Genomic DNA, 22,785 nt, shown 5'->3' with positions numbered 1-22,785 from the left:
GCGCAAGTCTGAACGGCGTCTGCACGGCCCTCCCCGATCAGCCCGACGAGGCACCGATGGTTGGCGATGTTCGACTACGCTCAGCGACCGGCCTGGAGGCGGTGCGCCAACGCCCGACGGCGGCGTTTTCGACGGGACCCTGCGTCGACGGGTCAGCGCTTGTTGGGGCCGGTCCGGCCGCGGTTGTCGCGGGCGACCGCCTGGAGCAGCCGGATCGGCGCGTGTCGCAGACCGGCGACTGCCAGCTTGTACTTCCATGCCGGGATGCTTACCAACTTGCCTTTTCGCAGGTCACGAAGGGCTTCGTCGACGACATCCTCGGCTCGCAGCCACAGCCACTCCGGCGTCTTCGACATGTTGATGCCGGCCCGTTCGTGGAATTCGGTACGGGTGTAGCCGGGGCAGAGAGCCATCACCCGAACACCGAATGGACGTGCCGACTGGCCGACGGAGTCGCTGAAATTGGTGACCCACGCCTTGCTGGCCGAGTAGGTCGATCCGGGCATCACCGCGCCAAACCCCGCAACCGAAGAGACATTTATCACTGCCCCGTCGCGCCGTTCGGTCATGGGGCGCAGGGCCGCCAGGGTCAGTCGCATGACGGCGTGCACGTTGAGCCGGAGCAGGCGTGCCTCGTCCTCCGCTGTGGAGCGTAGGAACGGCTTGTTCAGGCTGATGCCGGCGTTGTTGACGAGCAGGTGGACGGGGCTGTCGGACGTCAGTCGCCGTTCGACGGCGGCGCAGCCGTCATCGGTGGACAGGTCCGCCGACAACGTCTCCGCCGGACGACCGTGCCGCGCACCCAACTCCGCGGCCATCTCACCCAGTCGACCAGCGTCCCGGGCGACCAGCACCAGGTGCCAGCCGTCGGCCGCCAGGCGTCGGGCGAACGCCGCGCCGATGCCGGCCGTGGCGCCGGTGACCAGGGCCCGTCGCTCGGCGGTCGTGGGGTCGAGCGTCACGGGCGGGTCCTCACCTGGGCGGGTACGGGGGCGTGGCGGGCTGCTGCGGGGGTTGGTGCGGTGCGGGCGGGAACGCGTGTGGGGCGGACGGCGCGGTGGATGCCGTCGGACGGTGTCGACCGAACCAGGCGTTCGCCGCCGGCAGGGTCAGCAGCGTTGCTACCACAAGGTAACCGAGGGCCTGCCCGACCGAAAGCCCGGCGTTGAGCGGAATCCACCAGGACGGGTACGCGTCCGCGATGAGGCCGAGCAGCTCGGCGGTGGCCCGCTCGTCCGCGCCCAACCGCAGCGGCGCGGCCCGCTCGCCGACGAGCACCGCCACACTGCAGCAGCCCGCGAGCAGGCCGAGCCCGCAGACCACCCAGGCGGCCACCCGTACCCCGCGCCGACCCGTCAGCAGCCCGAGGGCCAGGCCGGCGAGCACGGGCGCGGAGAGGGCGGCCACCACCGCGGTCAGAACCGCCGACGCGCGCAGCAGGGTCACCACGTCGTCGATCTGCTGCGAGCTCGCCGAGGTGTCGCGAGCGGCGGCCCGGAACGCGTCGACGGTCCGGCCCAGCACCGTCAGGTCGACGACGGCGTACGCGAGTGCGCCCAGCGCCATCACCAGCAGCACGGTCGAGGCCAGCAGAACCACGGCGGGCCGGCGCGGCGGTGCCGATTCGGGGTACGACACGACGAATCCCTCCGGTAGGCGTCGGGTGCAACCTACTCGGAGGGATCGTCGGCGTCGTGCTTATCCAGCGGTCAGCTGGTCGACGGCGGGGTCGGTCCGGGACGGTCGCCCGGCGGCGTGTCGTCCGGCCGGTCGGTGCCGGACGGGCCCGACGGCGGCGCGGACGGCGGCGTGCCCGGCTGCTCCGATCCGGGTGCCTGGCCCGGCGTCGACGGGTAACCCGGCTCGCCACCGGACGGGTAGCCCGGCTGGCCGGTCGACGGGTAGCCCGGCTGGCCGGTCGACGGGTAGCCCGGCTGGCCGGACGCCTGCGGGTAGCCCGGGTAGTTGGCGCCGGGGGTCGGGGGCTCCCAGGCCGCGGTGGGCTTGCGGAAGAACTCGTTCGACTTGGGCAGTGCCAGCAGGATGAGCGCCGCCAGGAGCGCGAGCAGGCTGATCACGCCGAGCGCGATGCTGACCGGGGTGATCCAGGACGGCAGCGCCTCCTCGAGGCGGCGCCGGACCTCGTCGCCGCTCGGCATGTCGCCGCCGCTGTTCCCACCGGTGGTGAAGCTGCCACCGCCCGCGCCGTTCAGCACGGTCCCACCCGTGCAGCAGACCATGATGCCGCCGACGATCCAGGTGGTGATGCGCGAACCGTTGCTACCCCGGTTGTTGAACATGGCCAGCACGGCCAGCACGACCGAGAACAGCACCACGAGAATGCCGGCGCCCAGGGCGAACGCGAAGACGAAGTCCGCCACCTGGTCGGCGCCCTCGGTGGTACTGCTCGAGTAGGCGTCGCGGAGCACGTCGCGGGTCTTGCCGATGGTGGACAGGGTGACGATGAGACTGATCACCTGGCACGCCAGGAACAGGTAGAGCAGGTAGCTGGAAATGGTCACGGTGGATGGCCGCTGACGGGCCGGCGTGCTCTGGGAATCGACCACGATTCTCCTTCCCTAGATCGGGCCCACACCGTATCGGCAACCGGCCAATCCGGCATGCCGTGCCGAACGCGGCGCGCGCGTCGGGTCGCTCAGCGCCCGTCGTCGGTGGGTCGGATCGCCAGGTTGGCGGGGTCGAGCAGGTCGCCACGGGCGACCCGCCAACCCTCTTCGCCGTACGCCTCGAAGGAGAGCCGGGCGTTCCCACCCGACTGGTAGTCGTGGTAGCGCATCGTCCCGGCCGGCGGCAGGCCGGTCTCGCCGGTGGCGGTGTAGCGCGCCTGCCCGGTCTCGGCCCAGGTGTACCGCAGCCCGCCGAGGTCGATGGTCGGGGCGCCGGGGGTGACTGTCGCGCCGGGCTCGGCGGTCCACAGCACCAACTCCAGCTCGGGGCCGCCGTCGCCTTCCACGGAGAGCCGGTGTGGCGTGCCGGAGGCGTCGTCGAGGAGGTGCTGCACCCAGCTCCAGTCCCCCTCGACCAGGCGGATGGTGCCGCTCACGACGTACTCCCGCTGGCCGATCCGCACGCGATCACCGGGCGCCAGTCGGTGGGCGCCGTCGCGGGTGGGCCCGGTGGCCGGCGGCACTCCGGTGGGCCGGGCCGCGGCCCGCCGCCGGGTCCGCACGACGATCACGAGCACGACCACGATGAGTACGACAAACGCCGCCACCAGGTACGCAAGCGCCCCGTCCACCCGACCACCTCCCCAGGTACGTCGGCGCAGACGGTAACAACCTCGCGCACCGAATTGAGTCGTGTCGTGACCGAAAGCTCAGCTACCGAGGGCAGCCGACGTGTCGCCCGGCGTGGTCATTGTGGATGCCCGGACGCCCTGCGCTCTTCCACGCCGACGCGGCCGGCGGCTGGTGTCGCGGCAGGGTCACGCTGCCGCGAGTCGCTGGGTGGCGTAGTCGCCGAGGGTGGAGCGCCCCATGACGCAGCCGACGAAGGTGGTGAACTCGGTGCGGTCGTCCCGCAGCGACGTCCACGCCGCCCGGGCGGCCGCCGGGTCGGCGCGCTCCAGCAGCGTCGCGGCGTACGCCCGGCCGGCGGGTGAGCCCTCGGCGAGCAGCCGGTCGAGCTGCCGGCGTACCTCCTCGGGGTGGTCGTCGAGCGCGGCCTCGACGCGGTGGTACGCCTCGGTCACCGGCAACGTCGCACCCGCGATCCCCACCCCACCGAAGGCGAGCGTCTCGGCAACGACCAACTCGTCAACAGCCGCACGAAGTTCCCGCTCCCAAGCCGCACGCATCCCGAACATGCCCCAACCCTTTCCCTCTCCGCCCACCTCTCACCCTGTTGATCAAGAGGTTTGCGCCATGAGAAGACGTCCCGATGACGCAAACCTCTTGATCACCGCTGGTCAGGCGGGGGTCACCGTCAGGGAGTTCGATCCGGGAGTTTGGTCCACCTTCACCGTGTTGCCGTCTCGGATGGTGCCGCTCAGCAGGGCCTTTGCCAGCTGGTCGCCGATTGCGGTCTGGACCAGGCGGCGCAGGGGACGGGCACCGTAGATCGGGTCGTAGCCGTGCTCGGCGAGCCAGTCCCGAGCGGCATCGGTGATCTCCAGGCCGAGCCTGCGGTCGGCCAACCGCCGTCGCATCCGGTCGAGCTGGATGTCGACGATGGAGCGCAGGTCGTCGCCGCGCAGCGCGGCGAAGACCACGATGTCGTCCAGCCGGTTGAGGAACTCCGGCTTGAAGTGCGACCGCACCACGGCCAGGACGCCCTCCCGACGCTGCTCCTCGGCCAGCGTCAGGTCGCTGATCACCGACGACCCGAGGTTGGACGTGAGGATCAGGATCGCGTTGCGGAAGTCCACCGTGCGGCCCTGCCCGTCGGTGAGCCGACCGTCGTCGAGTACCTGGAGCAGGATGTCGAAGACGTCCGGGTGGGCCTTCTCCACCTCGTCCAGCAGGATCACCGAGTACGGCCGGCGGCGCACCGCCTCGGTGAGCTGCCCGCCCTCCTCGTAGCCGATGTACCCGGGTGGGGCACCTACCAGGCGGGCCACCGAGTGCTTCTCGCCGTACTCGCTCATGTCGATGCGGACCATCGCCCGCTCGTCGTCGAAGAGGAACTCGGCGAGCGCCTTGGCCAGCTCCGTCTTGCCGACACCTGTCGGGCCGAGGAAGAGGAAGCTGCCCGTCGGGCGGTCCGGGTCGGCGACACCGGCCCGTGCCCGGCGTACGGCGTCGGAGACCGCGCCGACGGCCTCGGCCTGGCCGACCACCCGGCCGCCCAGCGACTCCTCCATCCGCAGCAGCTTGGCCGTCTCGCCCTCCAGCAGGCGGCCGGCCGGGATGCCGGTCCACGAGGCGACCACCGCGGCGATGTCGTCCGCGCCGACCTCCTCCTTGAGCATCGCGCCGTCCGCCTGGAGCTGGGCCAGCTCCTCCTCGGCCTGCTTCAGCTCGACCTTGAGGGCCGGGATGCGGCCGTAGCGCAGCTCGGCGGCACGCTCCAACTCCCCGTCCCGCTCGGCCCGCTCGGCCTCGCCGCCCAGGCGCTCCAACTCCTCCTTGGCTGTGGAGAGCTTGGTGATGTGGCTCTTCTCGGTCTGCCAGCGCTCGGAGAGCACGGTGAGCTGCTCGCGCTTGTCGGCCAACTCCTGGCGCAGCCGCGCCAACCGCTCGGCGGACGCGGCGTCCGGCTCCTTGGCCAGCGCCATCTCCTCGATCTCCAGCCGGCGGACCGCCCGCTCGATCTCGTCCACCTCGACCGGACGGGAGTCGATCTCCATCCGCAGCCGGGACGCGGACTCGTCGACCAGATCGATCGCCTTGTCCGGCAGGAACCGATCGGTGATGTACCGGTCGGAGAGCGTCGCGGCGGCGACCAGCGCGGCGTCGGTGATCCGTACGCCGTGGTGCACCTCGTAGCGCTCCTTGAGCCCGCGCAGGATGCCAATGGTGTCCTCGATCGTCGGCTCGCCGACAAGCACCGGCTGGAAGCGGCGCTCCAGCGCCGGGTCCTTCTCGATGTGCTCGCGGTACTCGTCGAGGGTGGTCGCGCCGACCATCCGCAGCTCACCACGGGCCAGCATCGGCTTGAGCATGTTGCCGGCGTCCATCGAACCCTCGCCCTTGCCGGCGCCGACGACCGTGTGCAGCTCGTCGAGGAAGGTGATGACCTGCCCGTTGGAGTTCTTGATCTCCTCCAGGACGGACTTCAGCCGCTCCTCGAACTGGCCCCGGTACTGCGCGCCGGCGACCATCGCGCCGAGGTCCAGCGAGACCAGCTTCTTGTCTCGTAGCGACTCGGGCACGTCGCCTGCCACGATCCGCTGGGCGAGGCCCTCGACGATGGCGGTCTTGCCGACGCCGGGCTCACCGATCAGGACGGGGTTGTTCTTCGTACGTCGGGAGAGCACCTGGATCACCCGGCGGATCTCCGAGTCCCGGCCGATCACCGGGTCGATCTTGCCGTCGCGGGCGCTGGCGGTCAGGTCCACGCCGTACTTCGTGAGCGCCTGGTAGGTCTGCTCCGGATCGGCGGTGGTGACCCGCCGGTCGCCACCCCGAACGGTCGGGAAGGCGGCGACCAGGGCCTCCTCGGTGGCGCCTGCCGACTTCAGCGCGGCGGACACCGCGCCCCCCACCTGGGCCAGGCCGGCGAGCAGGTGCTCGGTGGAGGTGTACTCGTCGCCGAGCGGCCGGGCGATCTGCTCGGCCGCGCCGATGGCGTTGACGAACTCCCGGGCCAGGGTGGGCTCGGCGATGCTGGAGCCCCGCGCGGCCGGCAGGGCGTCGACCGCCCGCTGGGCGGCCCGACGCAGCTCGGCGGGGTCGGCCCCGACGGCGCGCAGCAGGCCGGCGGCGGTCGAGCCGTCGGTGTCCAGCAGGGACAGCAGCAGGTGCCAGGGCTCGACTGTGGCGTGGCCACGCTGGTTGGCAAGCGCGACGGCGCCGGTGATGGTCTCGCGGCTCTTGGTGGTGAGTCTTTCCGTGTTCATGGGCTCCCCCGGATCGGCGTTGTCCACTGGGTTGGACACAACCAGAGTTGAGCGTATTCCACTCAACCCTACCGCTGTGACGCCCATCACTCCCGCAGGCGCCACCGCCAGTCGAACTCCCCGGCCGCCGGGGGCGGGCCGGGCAGCGGATCGGAGTCCGCCGCCGTCGACAGTCCACCCAGCAGCACGGCGAGCTGCCGGCGGCGCAGCTGACGGGTCCGCTCCGGATCGGGCACCCGCACCGCCGCGCACGCCTCCAGGACCAGCCCCAGATCCTGCACGACCACGTCCGCGCGCAACCGCCCACTGGCGTGCGCCCGCTCGACCAACGCGGCAGCCAGCTCGCTTGCGCGCAGCGCGTCCCGGCCCATCTCCTCGGTCGGCGTGAAGGTGCCGGCCAGGTGGACGGTGAGCGAGTGCACGTCGGCGTCGACCACCCCGGCCAGGAACCCCGCGAACGCGGCCCAGTCGTCCGGCTCGGCGAGCGCCTCCTCGGCCACGGCGAGGTAGCGGCGCAACCCGTCGTGGCAGAGCTGGCGCAGCAGGGCCTCCTTGCCCGCGTACCGCCGGTAGAGCGCGCTGATGCCGACGCCGGCGCGGTCGGCGACGGCGGCGATCGGCGCCTTCGGGTCGTCGAGGAAGACCGCGCGGGCGGCTTGGAGGATCACCTCGTCGTTGCGGGCGGCCTGGGCGCGGCGGCCGGCCGGGGGCCTGGGGGACGTTGACATGCCGTCAGCCTAACAGTGGAACGGATCGTTCCGCTCTGCTACTGTCATTGCAGAACGAAACATTCCGTTCCGAAGGAGTTCGAGATGACCGGCACCGCGATCCGTCCGTTCCGCGTCGAGGTCCCGCAGACCGCCCTCGACGACCTGGCCACCCGCCTCGGTCGCACGAACTGGCCCGCTGCGCTGCCCGGCACCGACGACGCGTACGGCATGAGCGGCGATCGGGTGCGCGCGCTCGTCGACAGGTGGCGGGACGGGTTCGACTGGCGGACCGTCGAGGCCCGGCTGAACGCGCACCCGCAGTTCGTCACGGAGATCGACGGCGAGCAGATCCACTTCCTGCACGTCCGGTCGTCCCGCGCAGACGCCACCGCCCTCGTGCTCACCCACGGCTGGCCCGGTTCGGTGCTGGAATACCTCGACGTGATCGGCCCGCTCACCGAGCCGAACGACCCGGCCGCGCCGGCCTTCCACCTGGTCATCCCGTCGCTGCCGGGCTTCGGGTTCTCCGGCCCCACCCGCAGCGCCGGCTGGAACCGCTTCCGCACCGCCCGCGCCTGGGCCGAACTGATGAACCGCCTGGGGTACGACAGCTACGGCGCCATCGGCAACGACGCCGGCTCGATGGTCGCACCGGAGCTGGGCCGGATCGACGCCGAACACGTCCTCGGCGTGCACGTCACCCAGCTCTTCTCGTTCCCGTCCGGCGACCCGGCCGAGTTCGCCGGACTGTCCGAGGCGGACCAGGCGGCGCTGGGGCACCTCCAGTGGTTCTACGAGAACAAGTTCTCCTTCAACCAGGTGCACAGCCAGCAACCGCAGACCCTGGCGTACGGCCTGGCCGACTCGCCCGTCGGGCTGCTGGCCTGGAACGCCCAACTCTTCGACGAGAGCCTGGACGACGACTTCGTCCTGGCCAATGTCGCGCTCTACTGGTTCACCGGCACGGCCGCCTCGGCGATCCGGTTCTACTGGGAGGACGCGCACGCAGGTGAGCAGCCGCCCGAGCCGACCACGGCACCGACCGCGCTCGCCATGTTCCCCGGCGACTTCCAGTCCATCCGCCGGTTCGCCGAGCGGGACCACGCGAAAATCGTCCGCTGGACGGCGTACGAGACGGACGTCGAGGGCCGCGGTGACGTCGGCGGTCACTACGCCGCCCACCAGGCCACCGACGTCCTGGTCGGCGACATCCGCGAGTTCTTCGCCAGCCTCCGCTGACCAGTCCGCGCCTCTAGATCGACTCGACTTCCTGGATATCGGGGTATCCGGGCCACTGGGATACCCCGATATCGCCGAAGTCGAGTCGATCACGGTGTGCTCGCTGCAAGATCTGCCTTTTGTTTACCTAGCGGTAGCCTGGACGGGTGCGAGTACGTGTCGAGCAGACCGCCTTACCGGGGATCGGGGTACGCCACGATCTGGTGACGGAGTCCGGACGCCGCCTGGGCGTGGTCTCCCACCGCAATGGCCGCCGTGATCTTGTCCTCTACGACCCGGATGATCCCGACGCCTGCCAGGCGGACATCCCGCTTACCGACGACGAGGCGGAGGCGCTGGCCGACATCCTCGGCGCGTCGCTGATGCTCGGTCAGCTCTCCGGGCTGCGCGAGCAGGCTGCCGGTCTGCTCACCGAGCAGATCGCCATTCCGGCGGGGTCGCGGTACGTGAACCGCAAGCTCGGCGACACCAAGGCGCGTACCCGCACCAGCGCCTCCATCGTGGCGGTGCTGCGCGACGGCACGGTGAACGTGTCGCCCGAGCCCTCCTTCCGCTTCGCGGCCGGTGACGTGGTGGTCGTGGTCGGGACCCGTCAGGGTCTCGACGGCGTGTCCGCCATCCTCGCCGACAGTGACCCGGACGGCTGAGGCGGATGCACGATTTCACCACACTGCTCATCGAAGTCGGTGCGCTGCTGCTGCTGCTCGGGCTGCTCAGTCGGCTGAGCCGGCGCTTCGGCCTGTCGCCCATTCCGCTCTACCTGCTCGCCGGGCTCGCCTTCGGGCAAGGTGGGCTGCTACCCCTCGACGCCAGCGAGGAGTTCTTCGCGGTCGGCGCCGAGATCGGCGTCATCCTGCTGCTGGTGATGCTCGGTCTGGAGTACTCGGCCAACGAACTCGTCGGCAATCTCCGCTCGGCGGCACCGGCCGGCCTGATCGACGGGGTGCTGAACGCGCTACCCGGCGCCATCTTCGCCCTGCTGCTCGGCTGGAACTGGGTGGCCGCCCTGGTGCTCGGCGGCATCACCTGGGTCTCCTCGTCCGGGGTCATCGCCAAGGTCCTCGCCGACCTGGGTCGGCTCGGTAACCGGGAGACCCCGGTGATCCTCTCGGTGCTGGTGATCGAGGACCTGGCGATGGCGCTCTACCTGCCGCTGGTCACCGCCGTCCTGGCCGGCACCGGCCTGCTCGGCGGCGGCATCGCGCTCACCGTCGCGGTGGGCACGGTGCTGATCGTGCTCGTGGTCGCCATCCGGTACGGCCACCTCATCTCGTCCGCCCTGTCGGCGAAGGACCCGGAGGCGCTGCTCCTCGGCGTACTCGGCCTGACCCTGCTGATCGCCGGCCTCGCCGCGTCGCTCCAGGTGTCGGCGGCGGTCGGCGCGTTCCTGGTCGGCATCGCCCTCTCCGGCCCGGTGGCGCACCACGCCACCGAGTTGCTCTCGCCCCTGCGGGACCTGTTCGCGGCGGTGTTCTTCGTCTTCTTCGGCCTGACCACCGACCCGCAGGACATTCCGCCGGTGCTGCTGCCGGCGCTCGCGCTGGCCGTTGTCACCATGGCGACGAAGACGCTCACCGGTTACCTCGCGGCCCGCCGGGTCGGTATCGCCGAACCCGGTCGCTGGCGTGCCGGCCTGGCGCTCGTACCCCGAGGGGAGTTCTCGATCGTCATCGCCGGCCTCGCGGTCGCGGCCGGCAGCGTCGAGCCGCGGTTGGCCGCGCTCGCCGCGACGTACGTCCTGATCACCGTGGTGACCGGGCCGATCCTGGCGCGGCTGCCGGACTTCCCGTGGTTCAAGCGGTGGCTGCGCAACCGCGCGGCGGCCCAGCGGCGGGACCCGGTGCCGATCCACGACTGACGCGCACCGCCGCTGCCGTACCCTTCGGCGCGGCAGCGGTGGTGGCCAGGACACCCGAACGGGCGTTCGGGCCGCCCCGGCCGGCGGATGCCGAATTGCTCCCTGCGGGTACTACCGCAGCAACCGGCGGCGGGTTACCGTTTCGCCCCAGCAGCCACGGTCCGCAGGCAGCGTTGCCAGACGCGGGCGAGAGCGGAAGGTTGGCCGGTGAGCGTGCAGGAGTCGACGTTCCACGGCTTTGCCAACCCCGTCGATCCGACGCCGGCGGAGTTGCGAGCCTGGGCGTTCCAGCCCGATTCGGTGCCGTTGGCTTCCATGCCACCCGACTGGGACCTGCTGGTCTCCGGCGACCGCCTGGTGCTGACGCTCTTCGAGCTGGCCATGGACCCGACCTGCCCCGCGCGGCGCTTCGCGCTGCACTGCCTCTACATCTACGCCGCGGACGGCATCCGGACGAACTTCCGCGCCCACCCCAAGCGCCGCTTCCGCAAGCTGGTCGAGCAGGCCGAGCGCGACGGCGACGAGCTGATGAGGATCTGGGCGCACAACGGCCGGGTGCTGCTGGCCCGACCGGATCTCTTCGTCTATCGGGACTGGTGCGAGGGCGGCCTGGTCCGCGAAAACCGCCGCCTCGGCTGAGATCCCATCCGAACGCTCTTGGTCAACTCGCCTTCCCGGAAACCGGGCTTTCCCGCTTAGTCGAACACCACGACTTCCAGGAAACCGAGTGGATCAAAGACGCTAGGCGAACGGGCCGGGACCCCCCGTGGGTCCCGGCCCGCACGTCGGCTACCGGATCAGTCCTGCTTGCGCTCGGTCTCGGCTCGACGATGGTCGCCGTCGGACTCCTCGGCGAACCGTCCCTCGATGATCCGATCCCGGAAACTTCCCTCGGTCACCCTGTCGAACTTCTCCCGGACGGTGTCGGCCAGGTCTTCCAGCCGGTCCTCCGTCTGCTGGGCCACTTTCTTCGCCGGCTCCGCCATCGCTCCCCCAACCGCGCCGATAGGCCCGAATTAAGGCGATAGGACCCGTATCGACAGGCTAACGGAAGCGGCCTGGCCCGCGCCGGAAAATCCGGCACGGGCCAGGCCGACGAAACAGGGTCAGCGATCGGGCGTACGGCGGGGACGCCAGACCACCAGCGCCGTGGACGTGCGGTTGGTCGGCACCAGATCCCGGCCCGGGAAGCGGGCCAGCGACTCCAGCTCGGCCACCCGGCGGTACGCGGCGTCCAGCTCCGCCTCCAGCCGCGCGACCCGCTGCTGCGCCTGCTCCAGCAACCGCTCCAGCCCGATGATCCGCTTGACGCCGGCCAGGTTGATCCCGTCGTCCTGGCTGAGGCGCTGCACCTCGCGCAGCAGCACCACGTCCCGGACGCTGTACCGGCGGCCACCGCCGGCCGCCCGGCCCGGCTGCACCAGCCCCAACCGGTCGTACTGGCGCAGGGTCTGCGGGTGCATCCCCGCCATCCGTGCCGCCACCGAGATCATGAGCACCTTGGCCTCGTAGGCAGGGTCACCCGAACCGAGGAACTCGCCCGACATCCCGCTCACCTCCGCGTCCATCCCACCGGACTAACCGACCCGACGCACCCGGGCGTCGAGATGTTCCCGCGCCGCCGGCGGGCTCTGCTCGGCGAACGCCTCAAGCGCCGCCCGCGCCTCGTCGGACAGCCGGGCCGGCACCACCACGTCCAGGGTGACCAGCAGGTCACCGGCCTGCCCGTCGCGACGGACCACACCCTTGCCCCGGGCCCGCAGCACCCGCCCGCTGGGCGTGCCCGGCGGAACCCGCAACGTCACCGCGCCGTCGAGCGTGGGTACTCGTAGGTCCGTGCCGAGCACGGCCTCCGCGTAGGTCACCGGCACCGTCAACGTCAGGTCGTCTCCGGTACGCCCGAACAGCTCGTCCGGCCGGACCTTGACGTGCACGAACAGGTCGCCGGCCGGGCCACCACGCTCGCCCGGCTCACCGCGCCCGGCCAGCCTGATGCGCTGACCGTCGGCCACACCGGCCGGGAAGCGCACGTTCATCGTGCGGGTCTTGGTGACCCCGCCGCTGCCGTGGCACTCCGGGCACTTCTCCTCCACCACGGTGCCGACGCCCTGGCAGTTGCCGCACGGCTCGGAGAAGCTGAACGACCCCTGGTTGCGGGTGGTGACCCCGGCGCCGTGACAGACCGGGCAGGTACGCGGCTGGGTGCCGGGCTTGGCGCCGTTGCCGTGGCAGGTGTCGCAGACGCCGGGGGCGCGCAACGTCAGTGGCAGGGTCACCCCGCGCACAGCGTCGCCGAAGTCGAGTGCCACCTCGGTCTCCACGTCCCGGCCGCGCGCCGGACCACGAGGAGCGGCCTGCCCACCGGCCTGCCCGCCCGAGAAGATCGAGCTGAACAGGTCCTGGAAGCCGGCCCCGCCGAAGCGGCGGTCACCGCCACCGGCGGCACCGCCGCCGAACAGGTCGGAGACGTCGAACGGCATCCCACCCGGCTGACCGCCGGCCCGGGCGTTGCGCCGGAACGCGCCCGAACCGAACAGCGACCGCATCTCGTCGTACTCCCGGCGGCGGCCGGCGTCCGACAGCACGTTGTACGCCTCGGACACGGCCTTGAACCGCTCCTCGGCCTTCGGGTCGCCCGGATTGTGATCCGGGTGCGACTCCCGGGCCAGCTTGCGGTACGCCTTCTTGATGTCATCCGCGGAGGCGGCCTTGTCCACGCCGAGCACGGCGTAGAAGTCCTTCTCGAGCCAGTCCTTCGAACTCACCGGTCCACCACCTCCTCCTTCCGACCGTCGTGGCCCGGCCGTCCCGCCCACCGCTGTGCGGGGGACGGGACGGCCCGGTCACCGTCTCGCACTATTCCGGATCCGCGACCGCGACCAGCGCGGGGCGCAGCAGCCGCTCACCGAGCTGGTAGCCGCGTCGCATGACCTGCACGCAGGTCGGTTCGCTGACCTCGGCCGAGGTCTGGTGCGCGACCGCCTCGTGCCGGGTCGGGTCGAACGGGTCGCCCTGTTCGCCGAAGGCGTTCAGGCCGAACTTGCCCAGCGCGGTGGTGAGCTGTTCCGCCACCGTTCCGAACGGCCCGACCAGGTCGCCGTGTTCCCGGGCCCGGTCCAGGTCGTCGAGGATCGGCAGCAGCGCGGCCAGCACCGAGCCGGTCGCCTGCTCCTGCACCAGGCTGCGGTCCCGGTCGACCCGCTTGCGGTAGTTGGCGTACTCCGCCGACACCCGCTGGACGTCTCGGGTGCGCTCGTCCAGCTCGGCCCGGAGCGCCTCCAGCTCGGCGCCGAGCGACGTGCCGACACCACCGCCGTCCACCGGCTGCGCCGGGGCGTCCACCACCGGCGGGCCGGACGGCTCCGGCCCGTCGGTGGCGTTGACCTCGACCTCGATCTCGTCGACCACGACCTCGGCGTCCTCGACGAGGCCCTCGGCCGGTGCGCCGGTCTCCGCGTCCGCGGCGGTCCCCTCCGGCTCCGACGTATCGGTGAGCTTGCGGTTGTTGCGGATGACGACCCGCTCCCCGTCGCCGGTGGCCGGCTCCGTGGGCGCGGAGCCACCCGGCGTCGACCCGGTGTCGCCCGGGTCGGCGGCTCGTGGCTTCTGCGTCATGCGGCTACCTCATCCCCTTCGCCGTGCTTACGTGTCGGAGGCCGATTGTCACTTCTTGCCGTCCTCGTCCACGATCTCCGCGTCGACCACGTCGTCGGCGCCACCTGCCGTGCCGGCCTGCGGACCCGTCGCACCGGTCGCACCCGGACCGGCCTCGCCGCCCGGCTGCTGGCCCTGCTCGGCCTGCTGGGAGTAGAGCAGCGAACCGGCCTGCTGGGAGACCTGCGCCAGCTTCTCGTGCGCGGTCTTGATCTTCTCGATGTCCTGACCGCCCAGGGCGCCGCGCAGCTCACCGAGCGCCTCGTTGAGCTGCTCCCGGTTCTCGCTGGGCAGCTTGTCGCCGCTCTCGGCGAGGAACTTCTCGGTCTGCCACTGAAGCGCCTCGGCCACGTTGCGGGTCTCGGCGTCGTCGCGACGGCGCTTGTCCTCCTCCGCGTGCTCCTCGGCGTCCCGGCGCATCCGCTCGATGTCGTCCTTCGGCAGCGAGGAGCCGCCGGTGATCGTCATCTTCTGTTCCTTGCCGGTGCCCAGGTCCTTGGCGTGCACGTTGACGATGCCGTTGGCGTCGATGTCGAAGGCGACCTCGATCTGCGGCACGCCGCGCGGCGCCGGCGGGAGGCCGGTCAGCTCGAAGGTGCCGAGCTTCTTGTTGTACGCCGCGATCTCCCGCTCACCCTGGAACACCTGGATCAGCACCGACGGCTGGTTGTCGTCCGCCGTGGTGAAGACCTCGGAGCGCTTGGTCGGGATGGTGGTGTTGCGCTCGATGAGCTTGGTGAAGATGCCGCCCTTGGTCTCGATGCCCAGGCTCAGCGGGGTCACGTCGAGCAGCAGGACGTCCTTGACCTCACCCTTGAGCACGCCGGCCTGCAGGGCGGCGCCGACGGCGACGACCTCGTCCGGGTTGACGCCCTTGTTGGGGTCGCGACCGGTGAGCTGCTTGACCAGGTCGGTCACGGCGGGCATCCGGGTCGAACCACCGACGAGGATGACGTGCTCGACGTCGGAGATCTTGATCCCGGCGTCCTTCACGGCCTGCTCGAACGGGCCCTTGCAGCGGTCCAGCAGGTCCTGCGTCATCCGCTGGAACTCGGCGCGGCTGAGCGTCACGTCGAGGTGCAGCGGGCCGGCCGCGCCGGCGGTGATGTACGGCAGGTTGATGTTGGTGGTGGTGGCGGCGGACAGCTCGATCTTGGCCTTCTCGGCGGCCTCACGGAGGCGCTGGAGGGCCATCTTGTCCTGACCGAGGTCGATGCCGTGCTCGCCGCGGAACGTCTTGACCAGGTGGTCGATGATCCGCTGGTCCCAGTCGTCGCCACCGAGGTGGTTGTCACCGCTCGTCGACTTGACCTCGATGACGCCCTCGGCCAGCTCCAGCAGCGACACGTCGAAGGTGCCGCCGCCGAGGTCGAAGACCAGGACGGTCTGCTCCTTGGAGCCCTTGTCCAGCCCGTACGCCAGGGCGGCCGCGGTCGGCTCGTTGACGATCCGCAGCACGTTGAAGCCGGCGATCTCACCGGCCTCCTTGGTGGCCTGGCGCTGGCTGTCGTTGAAGTAGGCCGGGACGGTGATCACCGCGTCGGTGATCTGCTCGCCCAGGTACGCCTCAGCGTCCCGCTTGAGCTTCATCAGCGTCCGGGCCGAGATCTCCTGCGGCGTGTACTTCTTGCCGTCGATGTCGACGGACCAGTTCGTGCCGACCTCGCGCTTGACCGAACGGATCGTCCGATCCGGGTTGGTCACCGCCTGGCGCTTGGCGACCTCACCGACGAGCACCTCGCCGTTGCGGGCGAACGCGACGATCGACGGGGTCGTCCGCGAGCCCTCAGCGTTGGCGATGACGGTGGGCTCACCGCCCTCGAGAACGCTGACGCAGGAGTTCGTCGTGCCGAGGTCGATACCGACCGCACGTGCCATCTTCGCTTCCTCGCTTCGTAAGGTTGTGCAGGTGACGGGCGTCGCCCGTGGGCTGCTGGCGGGCACCGCCCGCAGCGGACCCCACCACAAGTTGAGTGAACTTGACTCAATAGTGCCACGCGCTGGCGAATCGTCAAGTCGAGTTGAGCCGACCCGACGCAACCCAGCCGTTATTACCGTCCGGTTGTCTTCCCTTGCATCGGTCGGGCACGCTTTAGCGGTGACGACGCACGGCGATTCCGCCACCCGTTCCGGCGCGCCCGCCGTCGCAGCCCGCACCGGCCCGCCGGACGCCGCGGAGGAGCCGCCCGCCACCACCGGGGACGACAGCCTCCCCGGCGCGCTGTCGGGCCTCCGGGCCGCGATCGGCGCCACCCGCTATCCGCTCGCCCTGCCCTCCGCCGCCTCCGCCCGGCACACCGCCAGCGCCCTCACCGACCAGCTCGACGACTACCTCCTGCCCCGCCTCGCCCGACTGGACGCCCCACTGCTCGTGGTGGTCGGCGGTTCCACCGGAGCGGGCAAGTCGACCCTGGTCAACAGCCTGGTCAAGGCCCGGGTCAGCGCCGCCGGCGTGCTGCGGCCCACCACCCGTTCCCCGGTGCTGGTCTGCAACCCGGCCGACGCGTCCTGGTTCCGGCAGGGCGACCTGCTGCCCGGCCTGACCCGCACCACCGAGCCGAGCGACGACCCACGGTCCCTGCACCTGGTCACCGCCCCCGCCCTGCCGCCGGGTCTGGCCTTCCTCGACGCGCCGGACATCGACTCGGTCGTCGACGCCAACCGGGCGCTCGCGAGCCAACTGCTCGCCGCCGCCGACCTGTGGCTCTTCGTCACCACCGCCGCCCGGTACGCCGACGCGGTGCCCTGGGAGCTGCTGCGCAGCGCGCGGGCCCGGGGCGCCGTGATCGCCATGGTGCTCGACCGGGTACCCGCCGAGGCCAGCGACGAGATCGCCGCGCACCTGGCCGAGATGCTCGCCGCACAGGATCTGGGCCGAGCGCCGCTGTTCGTCCTCCCGGAGACCTGGGTCGACGGTCAGGGGCTGCTGCCCGAGGGTGTCACGGCGGCGCTGTCCGACTGGTTCGCCCGGCTGGCCGCCGACGCCGACGCCCGCGCGGCGGTGGTCCGGCAGACCCTGGACGGCGCGCTGGCCGCCCTGCACCCCGCCGTCGAGGAGCTGGCCGACGCCGCCGATGAGCAGGTCACCGCCGCTGACGGTCTGGACGAGCGGGTCCGGGCGGCGTACCGGGGTGCCGAGCGGACCGTCGAGCAGGGCCTTCAGGACGGTCGACTGCTCCGCGGTGAGGTGCTGGCCCGCTGGCAGGAGTTCGTCGGCACCGGCGAGTTCTTCCGCACGTTGGAGGCCCGCATCGGGCGACTCCGCGACCGGGTGGTGGCCGCCGTCACCGGCCGGCCCGCGCCCGCCGCCGAGCTGCGCAACGCCATCGAGTCGCAGCTCATCACCCTGCTGCGGGGCGTCGCGTCCGAGGCCGCCGAATCCGCGTACACCGGGTGGAAGGCACACCCGGCGGGAGCGGACCTGCTCGAGCCGGGGCTCGCCTACCCCAGCGACGACCTGCCCGAACGCGCCGAACGGATGGTCCGGGACTGGCAACGCGCCGTGCTGGAGCTGGTCCGGGTCGAGGGCGGCGACAAGCGGTTCGTGGCCCGCACGGCCGCGTACGCGGTGAACGCCACCGGGCTCGCCGTGATGATCGCCGTGTTCGCTTCGACAGCGTTCATCCCCACCGGGCTGGAGCTGGCCACCGGTGCCGGCACGACAGTCGCCGCGCAGGCCGTCCTCCAGGCGATCTTCGGTGACCAGGCGGTGCGTACCCTCGCCGCCAAGGCCCGGGTCGACCTGGTGGCGCGGGTCCGGACGCTGCTGGACGCGGAGGCCGACCGCTTCCTGGCCCGCACCACCGAGGCCCGGCCCGCCGAGGCGGCCGGCGACGCGCTGCGGCGGGCGGCCGGCCGGGTCGAACTGGCCCGGCACCGCAGCGGCCTGGCCACCGGCGACGGCCTGCCGGTCGGCGACGAGGAGGGTTCGCGGTGACAAACATCGCCGGCCGGGTACGCGAGGCGTTCCGCGGCGACCAGCGTGTCGACCCCGACGCGTTGATCGCCCGCCTGGACGCCGTACGCCGGTTCCTGACCGCTGTCGACGGCCTGCTGCCGGACGCCGAGCTGGTGCCCGCGCACACACTTGTCGAGCGGGCAGGCACCCGGCTCGCGCTGTCCCGTGACCACACGGTGGTGGCCCTCGCCGGCGCCACCGGGAGCGGCAAGTCCAGCCTGTTCAACGCGCTGGCCCAGCTGGAACTCTCCCCGGTCGGGGTCCGCCGGCCGACCACAGGCGTGACACACGCGTGCGTGTGGGGGCCGTTGGAGGGCGCCAACCGGCTGCTCGACTGGACCGGGGTGCTGCCCCGGCACCGCTTCGTCCGGGAGAGCGCGCTCGACGGGGACGACGAGACGGCGCTGCACGGGCTGATCCTGCTCGACCTGCCCGACTTCGACTCGGTCCAGCGGTCCCACCGACTGGAGGTGGACCGGCTGCTCGGCCTGGTCGACCAGGTGGTCTGGGTGGTCGACCCGCAGAAGTACGCCGACCGGGTCATTCACGACAGCTACCTACGCGAGTTCCACAGGCACCGCGACGTCACAGTGGTCGTGCTCAACCAGGCCGACCGGCTGTCGCCGACCGAGCTGCCCCGCGTCCTGGACGACCTGCGCCGGCTTCTCGACTCCGACGGGCTGACCGGCGTACCGCTGCTCGCCACCACCGCCATCGACCCGGCCGGAATGGTCGGGCTACGCGCCGCGCTGGAGCGTACGGTCGCCGAACGGCAGGCCGCCCTGCGTCGGCTGGCCGGCGACGTCGACTCGGTCGTCGCCGGGCTCGACGAACTGGTCGGCTCGGCCCGACCGGCGGGCGGCCCGGACGACACGGCCGTCGGCGCGCTGAACCGGGCGCTGGCCGGCACGGCAGGTGTGCCGGCCGTGACCGAGGCGGTGGAGAAGGCGTACCGGCATCGGGCCGGCGCGGCCACCGGCTGGCCGCTGGTGCGGGGCTGGCGTCGGCTCCGACCCGACCCGCTGCGCCGGCTGCACCTGCCCGGCCCGTCCGGTGACAAGGCCGACCCGGCGGAGAGCCTGGTCGCGGCGACCTCGGTGCCCGACCCGACCGCCGCCCAGCGCTCGGCGCTCGGTCTGGCGATCCGCGCGGTGGCCGACCGGGCCGCCGCCGATCTGCCCGCCGCCTGGCCGGCGGCGGTCACCTCCGCCGCCCGGTCCCGCCTGGGCGACCTACCGGACGCGCTGGACCAGACGATCGCCGGCACCGACCTCGGCCTGGGCCGACGGCCGCTGTGGTGGCGGATCGTCGGCGGTGTGCAGTGGCTTGTCACCCTGGCCGCCGTGGTCGGGTTGGGCTGGCTGGTGCTCGGCTACGCGCTGCGGGCGCTCGGCCTGCCCGCGCTGGACAACCCGATGGTCGGCCAGGTGCCGCTGCCCACACTGCTGCTACTCGGCGGGCTGCTGGCCGGGCTGCTGGTGGCAGCACTGACCCGCCCGGTGGTGCGCTGGGCCGCCCGCCGGGCCCGCAGCCGCGCCGAGCAGCGGCTGACGGCCCAGGTCGCCCGCGTCGGCGAGGAGTACGTGCTCGCCCCGGTGCGGATCGTGCTGGCCTCCTACGCGCAGGCACGCGACGCGCTGCGGGACGCCGCCCGCCGCTGACGCCTCTGCGTACGCCCCGACCGGCGTAGGGTCGAAGCATGGCCACGCCTCAGACCCCTTACGACGCGGTGCTGCACGCCGCACGCGACGTGACCAAGCTGGAGTCCGCCCTGGACGCCGAGATGCTCGGCAGCGCGCTGCTGGGCAGTGTCTACGCGATCGCGGAAACCGACCGCGACACCGCCGTGCGGGAGTTCGTCACCGCGTTCCTCGCCGCCACGGCCCGCCGTCGGATCGCGGCGGCCACCACGATCCGGCAGGTCTTCGCCACGCTCGTCCCGACCGCCGAGGGCGCCGAGCGGGTGCGTCCGGGCAGCCAGGCGCCCGCCTGGTCCGGTCAGCTCGGCCGAGTGCACCTCACCGGCAGCTGGGCGTACGGCGACGTGTACGGCGACCAGACCTCCTACCTCGCCACCTTCGCGTACGACGACGCGGCAGGTGGCCCGGAGCACGCGCTGGTGGCCCTCATCGACCACAACATCGGGATCACCAAGGACATCTTCGTCGGCGGGCCGGCGGAGCGGATCCTGGACCAGGTCCGGCAGATGTGCGCCGACGACGAGCTGACCTGGTTCCGCACCGAGGATCCGTCCCGACTGCGCGGCGAGGTGGCCCGTCACCTCTCGGTCACCGACGACCTGACCGAGCTTCCCGACGAGGGTTCGCTCGCCACCGACCGCGCGCTGGTCGGCGCCCGGTTGGCGCTGCTGCCCACGGCCGCCGATCCGACCGGCCCGGCGGAGGTCGAGCCGCCGTCCGCCGCGGAGCGCACCGAGCTGGTCCGGCGGTTCCTGGCGGCGCCGGAGGCCGCCCGGTTCGGGCTCGACAGCGTCGACGGCCCGGAACTCGCCTCGCTGCACTTCTGCCTGAGCCTGCTGCTCGACCACTCGGCCTCCTTCCCGGACGCCGACCCGATGCGGTGGAGCCCGGCGGTGTCCGGGCTCTTCCTGCTCGACTGGGTGCACCGCCGTGCCGTGCTGGACATGGACGACGCGGCGATGCTGCCCCGGGTGCTGCGCGCCTGGGCCCGGTACGCGTCGCGGCAGCGCGGGCTGCCCGAGGCGGCCGCGACGCGCACCGACGAGGCGATCGAGGAGATGGTGCCCGAGTTCGCCCGGCTCTACTCGACAGGCGAGCGGCGCAGCCCGGCCACGGCCGCTGTCGCGCAGTTGATGGCCGACGGCGTGGACCCGGACGACCCGGCCGCGCTGGACGCCTGGATCGAGGCGAACCGGCACCGCCTCGCCGACGACGGCGCCTGACGACCGCCGGGCGGGCGGCCCCACGCCGCCCGCCCGGAGACGGTCGCCCGGCGCGGTCCGGAGACGGTCGCCCGGCGCACTTCGCCCGGCGACGTCGCTCAGCGCAGTGGACCGAAGACGACCGCGGCGATCAGCGCGCCGAGCACACCGCCGGCGAGCACCTGCGACACGGTGTGGTCCCGCAGGCGTACGCGGGACCAGCCGACCACGCCCAACAGCGGCGCGGCCACGAGGAAACCATGCCCGAAGGTCAGCGCCAGGATGATCAAGGTGCCGGCGGAGACCGCCGAGTGGATCGACATCTTCCACCAGTGGCTCACCGAGACGGCCACCACGAGGCCGACCAGCCCCGCCACCGCCAGCGCCAGCAGCGGCCGGGGCGCGCCGAGGACGACGAGCAGGGCGAGCCCGGCGGCGACCGAGCCGAGACCGACCAGCAGCGGCACCCGGCGCTGCTCCCGAAGGCCGATGTGGTGGTCGGTGAGCCGACCGCGGCGGACCCCGCCGACGATGTAGGCGAACGGGATGCCGGTGACGAAGAGCGTCGCGAGCAGACCCCAGAGCAGCCCGCGACCACTGCCCCGGGTGCTGTGCCAGCTCACGGCGATCATCAGCAGCGACACCAGCACCGCCGGGGCGGTCAGCTCGGTGACCAGTCGGGCGACCCGCAGCCCCGGACCGGGCCGGGCGGCGACCGGGCGGGGTTCCGCACCGCCGCCCACGCCACCCCCTCCGGTACGCGCCTATCGCCCACCGCCGCCGTCTCGGCGTCGCCTGCTCGTCACCGTACCGCCGGGGAGAGGGTGGGATGCGTGGGTCCGGCCGGCAGGCCCGCCGGCCCGGCCTACGCCGACGGGCGCGATCAACCGGATGATCAAGAAGTTCGCGTCACCGCGATCGAGACTCCTGACGCACATCCCTTGATCACCGAGGGCCGACACCGACACCCGCGACCCGGCGCGCCGACGCGTTGCGCGAGGCGGGCGGGGCCGAAGCGCTGTGCGAGTGCGACACCGCCGGTGACGGCGCGGTGGTGGGCTCGGGCGGGCTGGCCGACGGGCCCGGGGTGATCGACGGACCCGGGTCGGTCGACGGCGGAATCGTGCTGGCGGGTGCGGAGAGGGTGCTGGTGGGGACGGCAGTGGCGGACGACGAACCGGTCGCGCTGGGTGTCGTCGGGCCGGTCGGCGTCGGGCTCGGCGCGGGCGCTTCCGTCTGCTCGGGGTCCGCTGAGCCGGTCGGCACCGGCGACGGCGACGGGCTGGACGGCGGCGGAGGCGGGGCCGGCGGGGCGCTGCGGGTGGGTCGCGGCGCGGGCGGCGCGGGCTCGTCCCGGCCGGTGGGCACCCGGTCGTCGCCTGTCGGGCCGGACCACGACCCGTCCGGGAGACGCCAGGGAGCGGCGGGGACCCACTCGGCGGTCGCGGTCGGGCCGGCGCTGGGTGTGCCCGGTGACGGCAGGGTGAGCGGCGGCTGACTGGTCACCGGCATGGGGATGACCACCGGCCCGACCGACGGGGTCGGGATGAACGGGGTGCTGGTGTCCGGTAGCGCGCTGCTGCCCGGGGTGGCCGAGCCCGCGCTGACCGCAGCGAGGACGGGCATCGACGCGGTGCCGGCCAGCAGGGCGACGGTGAGCAGGTAACCCCGGGCGGGGCCACCCGCGCCCGGTGCCCGGTGTGACCCGATCACCCGGCGGTAGCCGCCCGGAGACCGGTGGCGGCCGAGAGCGGGTGTGCCGGGACCGTCACCTGGCTCGTCCACCGCACACCCCTTGTCGTCGCTGTTGGAGCACGCACCGGGCGTCCACCGGCGAGAATCCGGCCAATCACCCGATCGGTACGTTCCTGCGGCAATCAGCCTCGCCCAGTTACCCTGCGTCAGCCAACATCCACCGCGTGTCGACACGCGGCACTGACCGAA

21 protein-coding genes are annotated in these 22,785 nt (G+C 72.3%); 7 read left to right on the top strand and 14 right to left on the bottom strand.

Annotated elements, in window-relative coordinates; translation table 11 throughout:
- Positions 1-152: 152 nt before the first annotated feature.
- From AB0K10_RS07955 to AB0K10_RS07925, 7 genes are all read right to left on the bottom strand, one after another.
- Positions 153-962: an SDR family oxidoreductase gene (locus tag AB0K10_RS07955; protein ID WP_363681070.1), complete on the bottom strand. Its 810-nt coding sequence runs from the start codon at positions 960-962 to the stop codon at positions 153-155.
- 10 nt (positions 963-972) lie between these two features.
- Positions 973-1,638 carry a hypothetical protein gene (locus AB0K10_RS07950; protein ID WP_363681068.1) on the bottom strand — a complete coding sequence of 222 codons (666 nt, stop codon included), beginning with the start codon at positions 1,636-1,638 and terminating at the stop codon, positions 973-975.
- 71 nt (positions 1,639-1,709) lie between these two features.
- Positions 1,710-2,567 (bottom strand): hypothetical protein, encoded by an 858-nt coding sequence (locus AB0K10_RS07945; protein WP_363681066.1) that lies wholly within the window; start codon positions 2,565-2,567, stop codon positions 1,710-1,712.
- A gap of 89 nt (positions 2,568-2,656) precedes the next feature.
- Positions 2,657-3,259: a DUF4178 domain-containing protein gene (locus AB0K10_RS07940; protein WP_363681064.1), complete on the bottom strand. Its 603-nt coding sequence runs from the start codon at positions 3,257-3,259 to the stop codon at positions 2,657-2,659.
- Positions 3,260-3,445: 186 nt separating this feature from the next.
- Complete coding sequence (locus tag AB0K10_RS07935) at positions 3,446-3,826, bottom strand: hypothetical protein (RefSeq protein WP_363681062.1); 381 nt, start codon at positions 3,824-3,826, stop codon at positions 3,446-3,448.
- 102 nt (positions 3,827-3,928) lie between these two features.
- A complete protein-coding gene (gene clpB / locus AB0K10_RS07930; RefSeq protein WP_363681060.1) occupies positions 3,929-6,520 on the bottom strand; it encodes an ATP-dependent chaperone ClpB in 2,592 nt (863 codons plus the stop codon).
- Between the two features lie 86 nt (positions 6,521-6,606).
- A complete protein-coding gene (locus AB0K10_RS07925; protein WP_363681058.1) occupies positions 6,607-7,248 on the bottom strand; it encodes a helix-turn-helix domain-containing protein in 642 nt (213 codons plus the stop codon).
- Between the two features lie 84 nt (positions 7,249-7,332).
- Here AB0K10_RS07925 and AB0K10_RS07920 point away from each other — a divergent pair, with 84 nt between their 5' ends.
- The 4 genes from AB0K10_RS07920 to AB0K10_RS07905 all read left to right on the top strand — a co-directional run bounded on the left by AB0K10_RS07920 (position 7,333) and on the right by AB0K10_RS07905 (position 10,966).
- Positions 7,333-8,469, top strand: a complete 1,137-nt coding sequence (locus AB0K10_RS07920; protein ID WP_363681056.1) for an epoxide hydrolase family protein — start codon at positions 7,333-7,335, stop codon at positions 8,467-8,469.
- A 146-nt stretch (positions 8,470-8,615) separates the two neighbouring features.
- Positions 8,616-9,116, top strand: coding sequence for a TrkA C-terminal domain-containing protein (locus AB0K10_RS07915; RefSeq protein WP_363681054.1), 501 nt, complete (start codon positions 8,616-8,618; stop codon positions 9,114-9,116).
- 5 nt (positions 9,117-9,121) lie between these two features.
- Complete coding sequence (locus tag AB0K10_RS07910; RefSeq protein ID WP_363681052.1) at positions 9,122-10,327, top strand: cation:proton antiporter; 1,206 nt, start codon at positions 9,122-9,124, stop codon at positions 10,325-10,327.
- 207 nt (positions 10,328-10,534) lie between these two features.
- Positions 10,535-10,966, top strand: coding sequence for a hypothetical protein (locus AB0K10_RS07905; protein WP_363681050.1), 432 nt, complete (start codon positions 10,535-10,537; stop codon positions 10,964-10,966).
- 158 nt (positions 10,967-11,124) lie between these two features.
- Here AB0K10_RS07905 and AB0K10_RS07900 read toward each other — a convergent pair whose 3' ends face one another.
- From AB0K10_RS07900 to dnaK, 5 genes are all read right to left on the bottom strand, one after another.
- Positions 11,125-11,313 (bottom strand): hypothetical protein, encoded by a 189-nt coding sequence (locus AB0K10_RS07900; RefSeq protein WP_363681048.1) that lies wholly within the window; start codon positions 11,311-11,313, stop codon positions 11,125-11,127.
- A gap of 120 nt (positions 11,314-11,433) precedes the next feature.
- Entirely contained in the window at positions 11,434-11,874 is a 441-nt protein-coding gene (locus AB0K10_RS07895) for a helix-turn-helix transcriptional regulator (protein WP_030332087.1), read from the bottom strand.
- 30 nt (positions 11,875-11,904) lie between these two features.
- Positions 11,905-13,092 (bottom strand): molecular chaperone DnaJ, encoded by a 1,188-nt coding sequence (gene dnaJ, locus AB0K10_RS07890; RefSeq protein WP_363681046.1) that lies wholly within the window; start codon positions 13,090-13,092, stop codon positions 11,905-11,907.
- Positions 13,093-13,183: 91 nt separating this feature from the next.
- On the bottom strand, positions 13,184-13,942 hold the full coding sequence (gene grpE, locus AB0K10_RS07885) for a nucleotide exchange factor GrpE (protein ID WP_363681044.1): 759 nt from the start codon (positions 13,940-13,942) through the stop codon (positions 13,184-13,186).
- 48 nt (positions 13,943-13,990) lie between these two features.
- Positions 13,991-15,859, bottom strand: coding sequence for a molecular chaperone DnaK (gene dnaK / locus AB0K10_RS07880; RefSeq protein WP_363681042.1), 1,869 nt, complete (start codon positions 15,857-15,859; stop codon positions 13,991-13,993).
- Between the two features lie 220 nt (positions 15,860-16,079).
- Here dnaK and AB0K10_RS07875 point away from each other — a divergent pair, with 220 nt between their 5' ends.
- The 3 genes from AB0K10_RS07875 to AB0K10_RS07865 are packed head-to-tail and all read left to right on the top strand — an operon-like array spanning position 16,080 to position 20,862.
- A complete protein-coding gene (locus tag AB0K10_RS07875; RefSeq protein ID WP_363681040.1) occupies positions 16,080-17,918 on the top strand; it encodes an ABC transporter in 1,839 nt (612 codons plus the stop codon).
- Entirely contained in the window at positions 17,915-19,600 is a 1,686-nt protein-coding gene (locus AB0K10_RS07870; RefSeq protein WP_363681038.1) for a GTPase, read from the top strand. The genes AB0K10_RS07875 and AB0K10_RS07870 overlap by 4 nt, the downstream gene beginning before the upstream one ends.
- Before the next feature lie 38 nt (positions 19,601-19,638).
- Positions 19,639-20,862: a hypothetical protein gene (locus AB0K10_RS07865; protein WP_363681037.1), complete on the top strand. Its 1,224-nt coding sequence runs from the start codon at positions 19,639-19,641 to the stop codon at positions 20,860-20,862.
- 98 nt (positions 20,863-20,960) lie between these two features.
- On the opposite strand, the gene AB0K10_RS07860 is transcribed toward AB0K10_RS07865, so the two are convergent.
- Both AB0K10_RS07860 and AB0K10_RS07855 read right to left on the bottom strand, forming a co-directional pair.
- Positions 20,961-21,584, bottom strand: a complete 624-nt coding sequence (locus tag AB0K10_RS07860) for a phosphatase PAP2 family protein (RefSeq protein WP_363681035.1) — start codon at positions 21,582-21,584, stop codon at positions 20,961-20,963.
- A gap of 202 nt (positions 21,585-21,786) precedes the next feature.
- A complete protein-coding gene (locus tag AB0K10_RS07855) occupies positions 21,787-22,626 on the bottom strand; it encodes a hypothetical protein (RefSeq protein ID WP_363681033.1) in 840 nt (279 codons plus the stop codon).
- Positions 22,627-22,785: the final 159 nt, after the last annotated feature.

The sequence above is a fragment of the Micromonospora sp. NPDC049274 genome (assembly GCF_040678875.1).
In the GTDB taxonomy this organism is placed as follows: domain Bacteria; phylum Actinomycetota; class Actinomycetes; order Mycobacteriales; family Micromonosporaceae; genus Micromonospora.
The sequence above is the reverse complement of the archived record's forward strand: the minus strand, read 5'-3'. Positions and strand labels throughout refer to the sequence as shown.

Coding starts and splice junctions, on each gene's coding strand:
- AB0K10_RS07895 (WP_030332087.1), bottom strand. CDS start 11,874: ATGTCGGGCGAGTTCCTCGGTTCGGGTGACCCTGCCTACGAGGCCAAG.
- dnaK (WP_363681042.1), bottom strand. CDS start 15,859: ATGGCACGTGCGGTCGGTATCGACCTCGGCACGACGAACTCCTGCGTC.
- AB0K10_RS07910 (WP_363681052.1), top strand. CDS start 9,122: ATGCACGATTTCACCACACTGCTCATCGAAGTCGGTGCGCTGCTGCTG.
- AB0K10_RS07865 (WP_363681037.1), top strand. CDS start 19,639: ATGGCCACGCCTCAGACCCCTTACGACGCGGTGCTGCACGCCGCACGC.
- grpE (WP_363681044.1), bottom strand. CDS start 13,942: ATGACGCAGAAGCCACGAGCCGCCGACCCGGGCGACACCGGGTCGACG.
- AB0K10_RS07900 (WP_363681048.1), bottom strand. CDS start 11,313: ATGGCGGAGCCGGCGAAGAAAGTGGCCCAGCAGACGGAGGACCGGCTG.
- clpB (WP_363681060.1), bottom strand. CDS start 6,520: ATGAACACGGAAAGACTCACCACCAAGAGCCGCGAGACCATCACCGGC.
- AB0K10_RS07920 (WP_363681056.1), top strand. CDS start 7,333: ATGACCGGCACCGCGATCCGTCCGTTCCGCGTCGAGGTCCCGCAGACC.
- AB0K10_RS07925 (WP_363681058.1), bottom strand. CDS start 7,248: ATGTCAACGTCCCCCAGGCCCCCGGCCGGCCGCCGCGCCCAGGCCGCC.
- AB0K10_RS07935 (WP_363681062.1), bottom strand. CDS start 3,826: ATGTTCGGGATGCGTGCGGCTTGGGAGCGGGAACTTCGTGCGGCTGTT.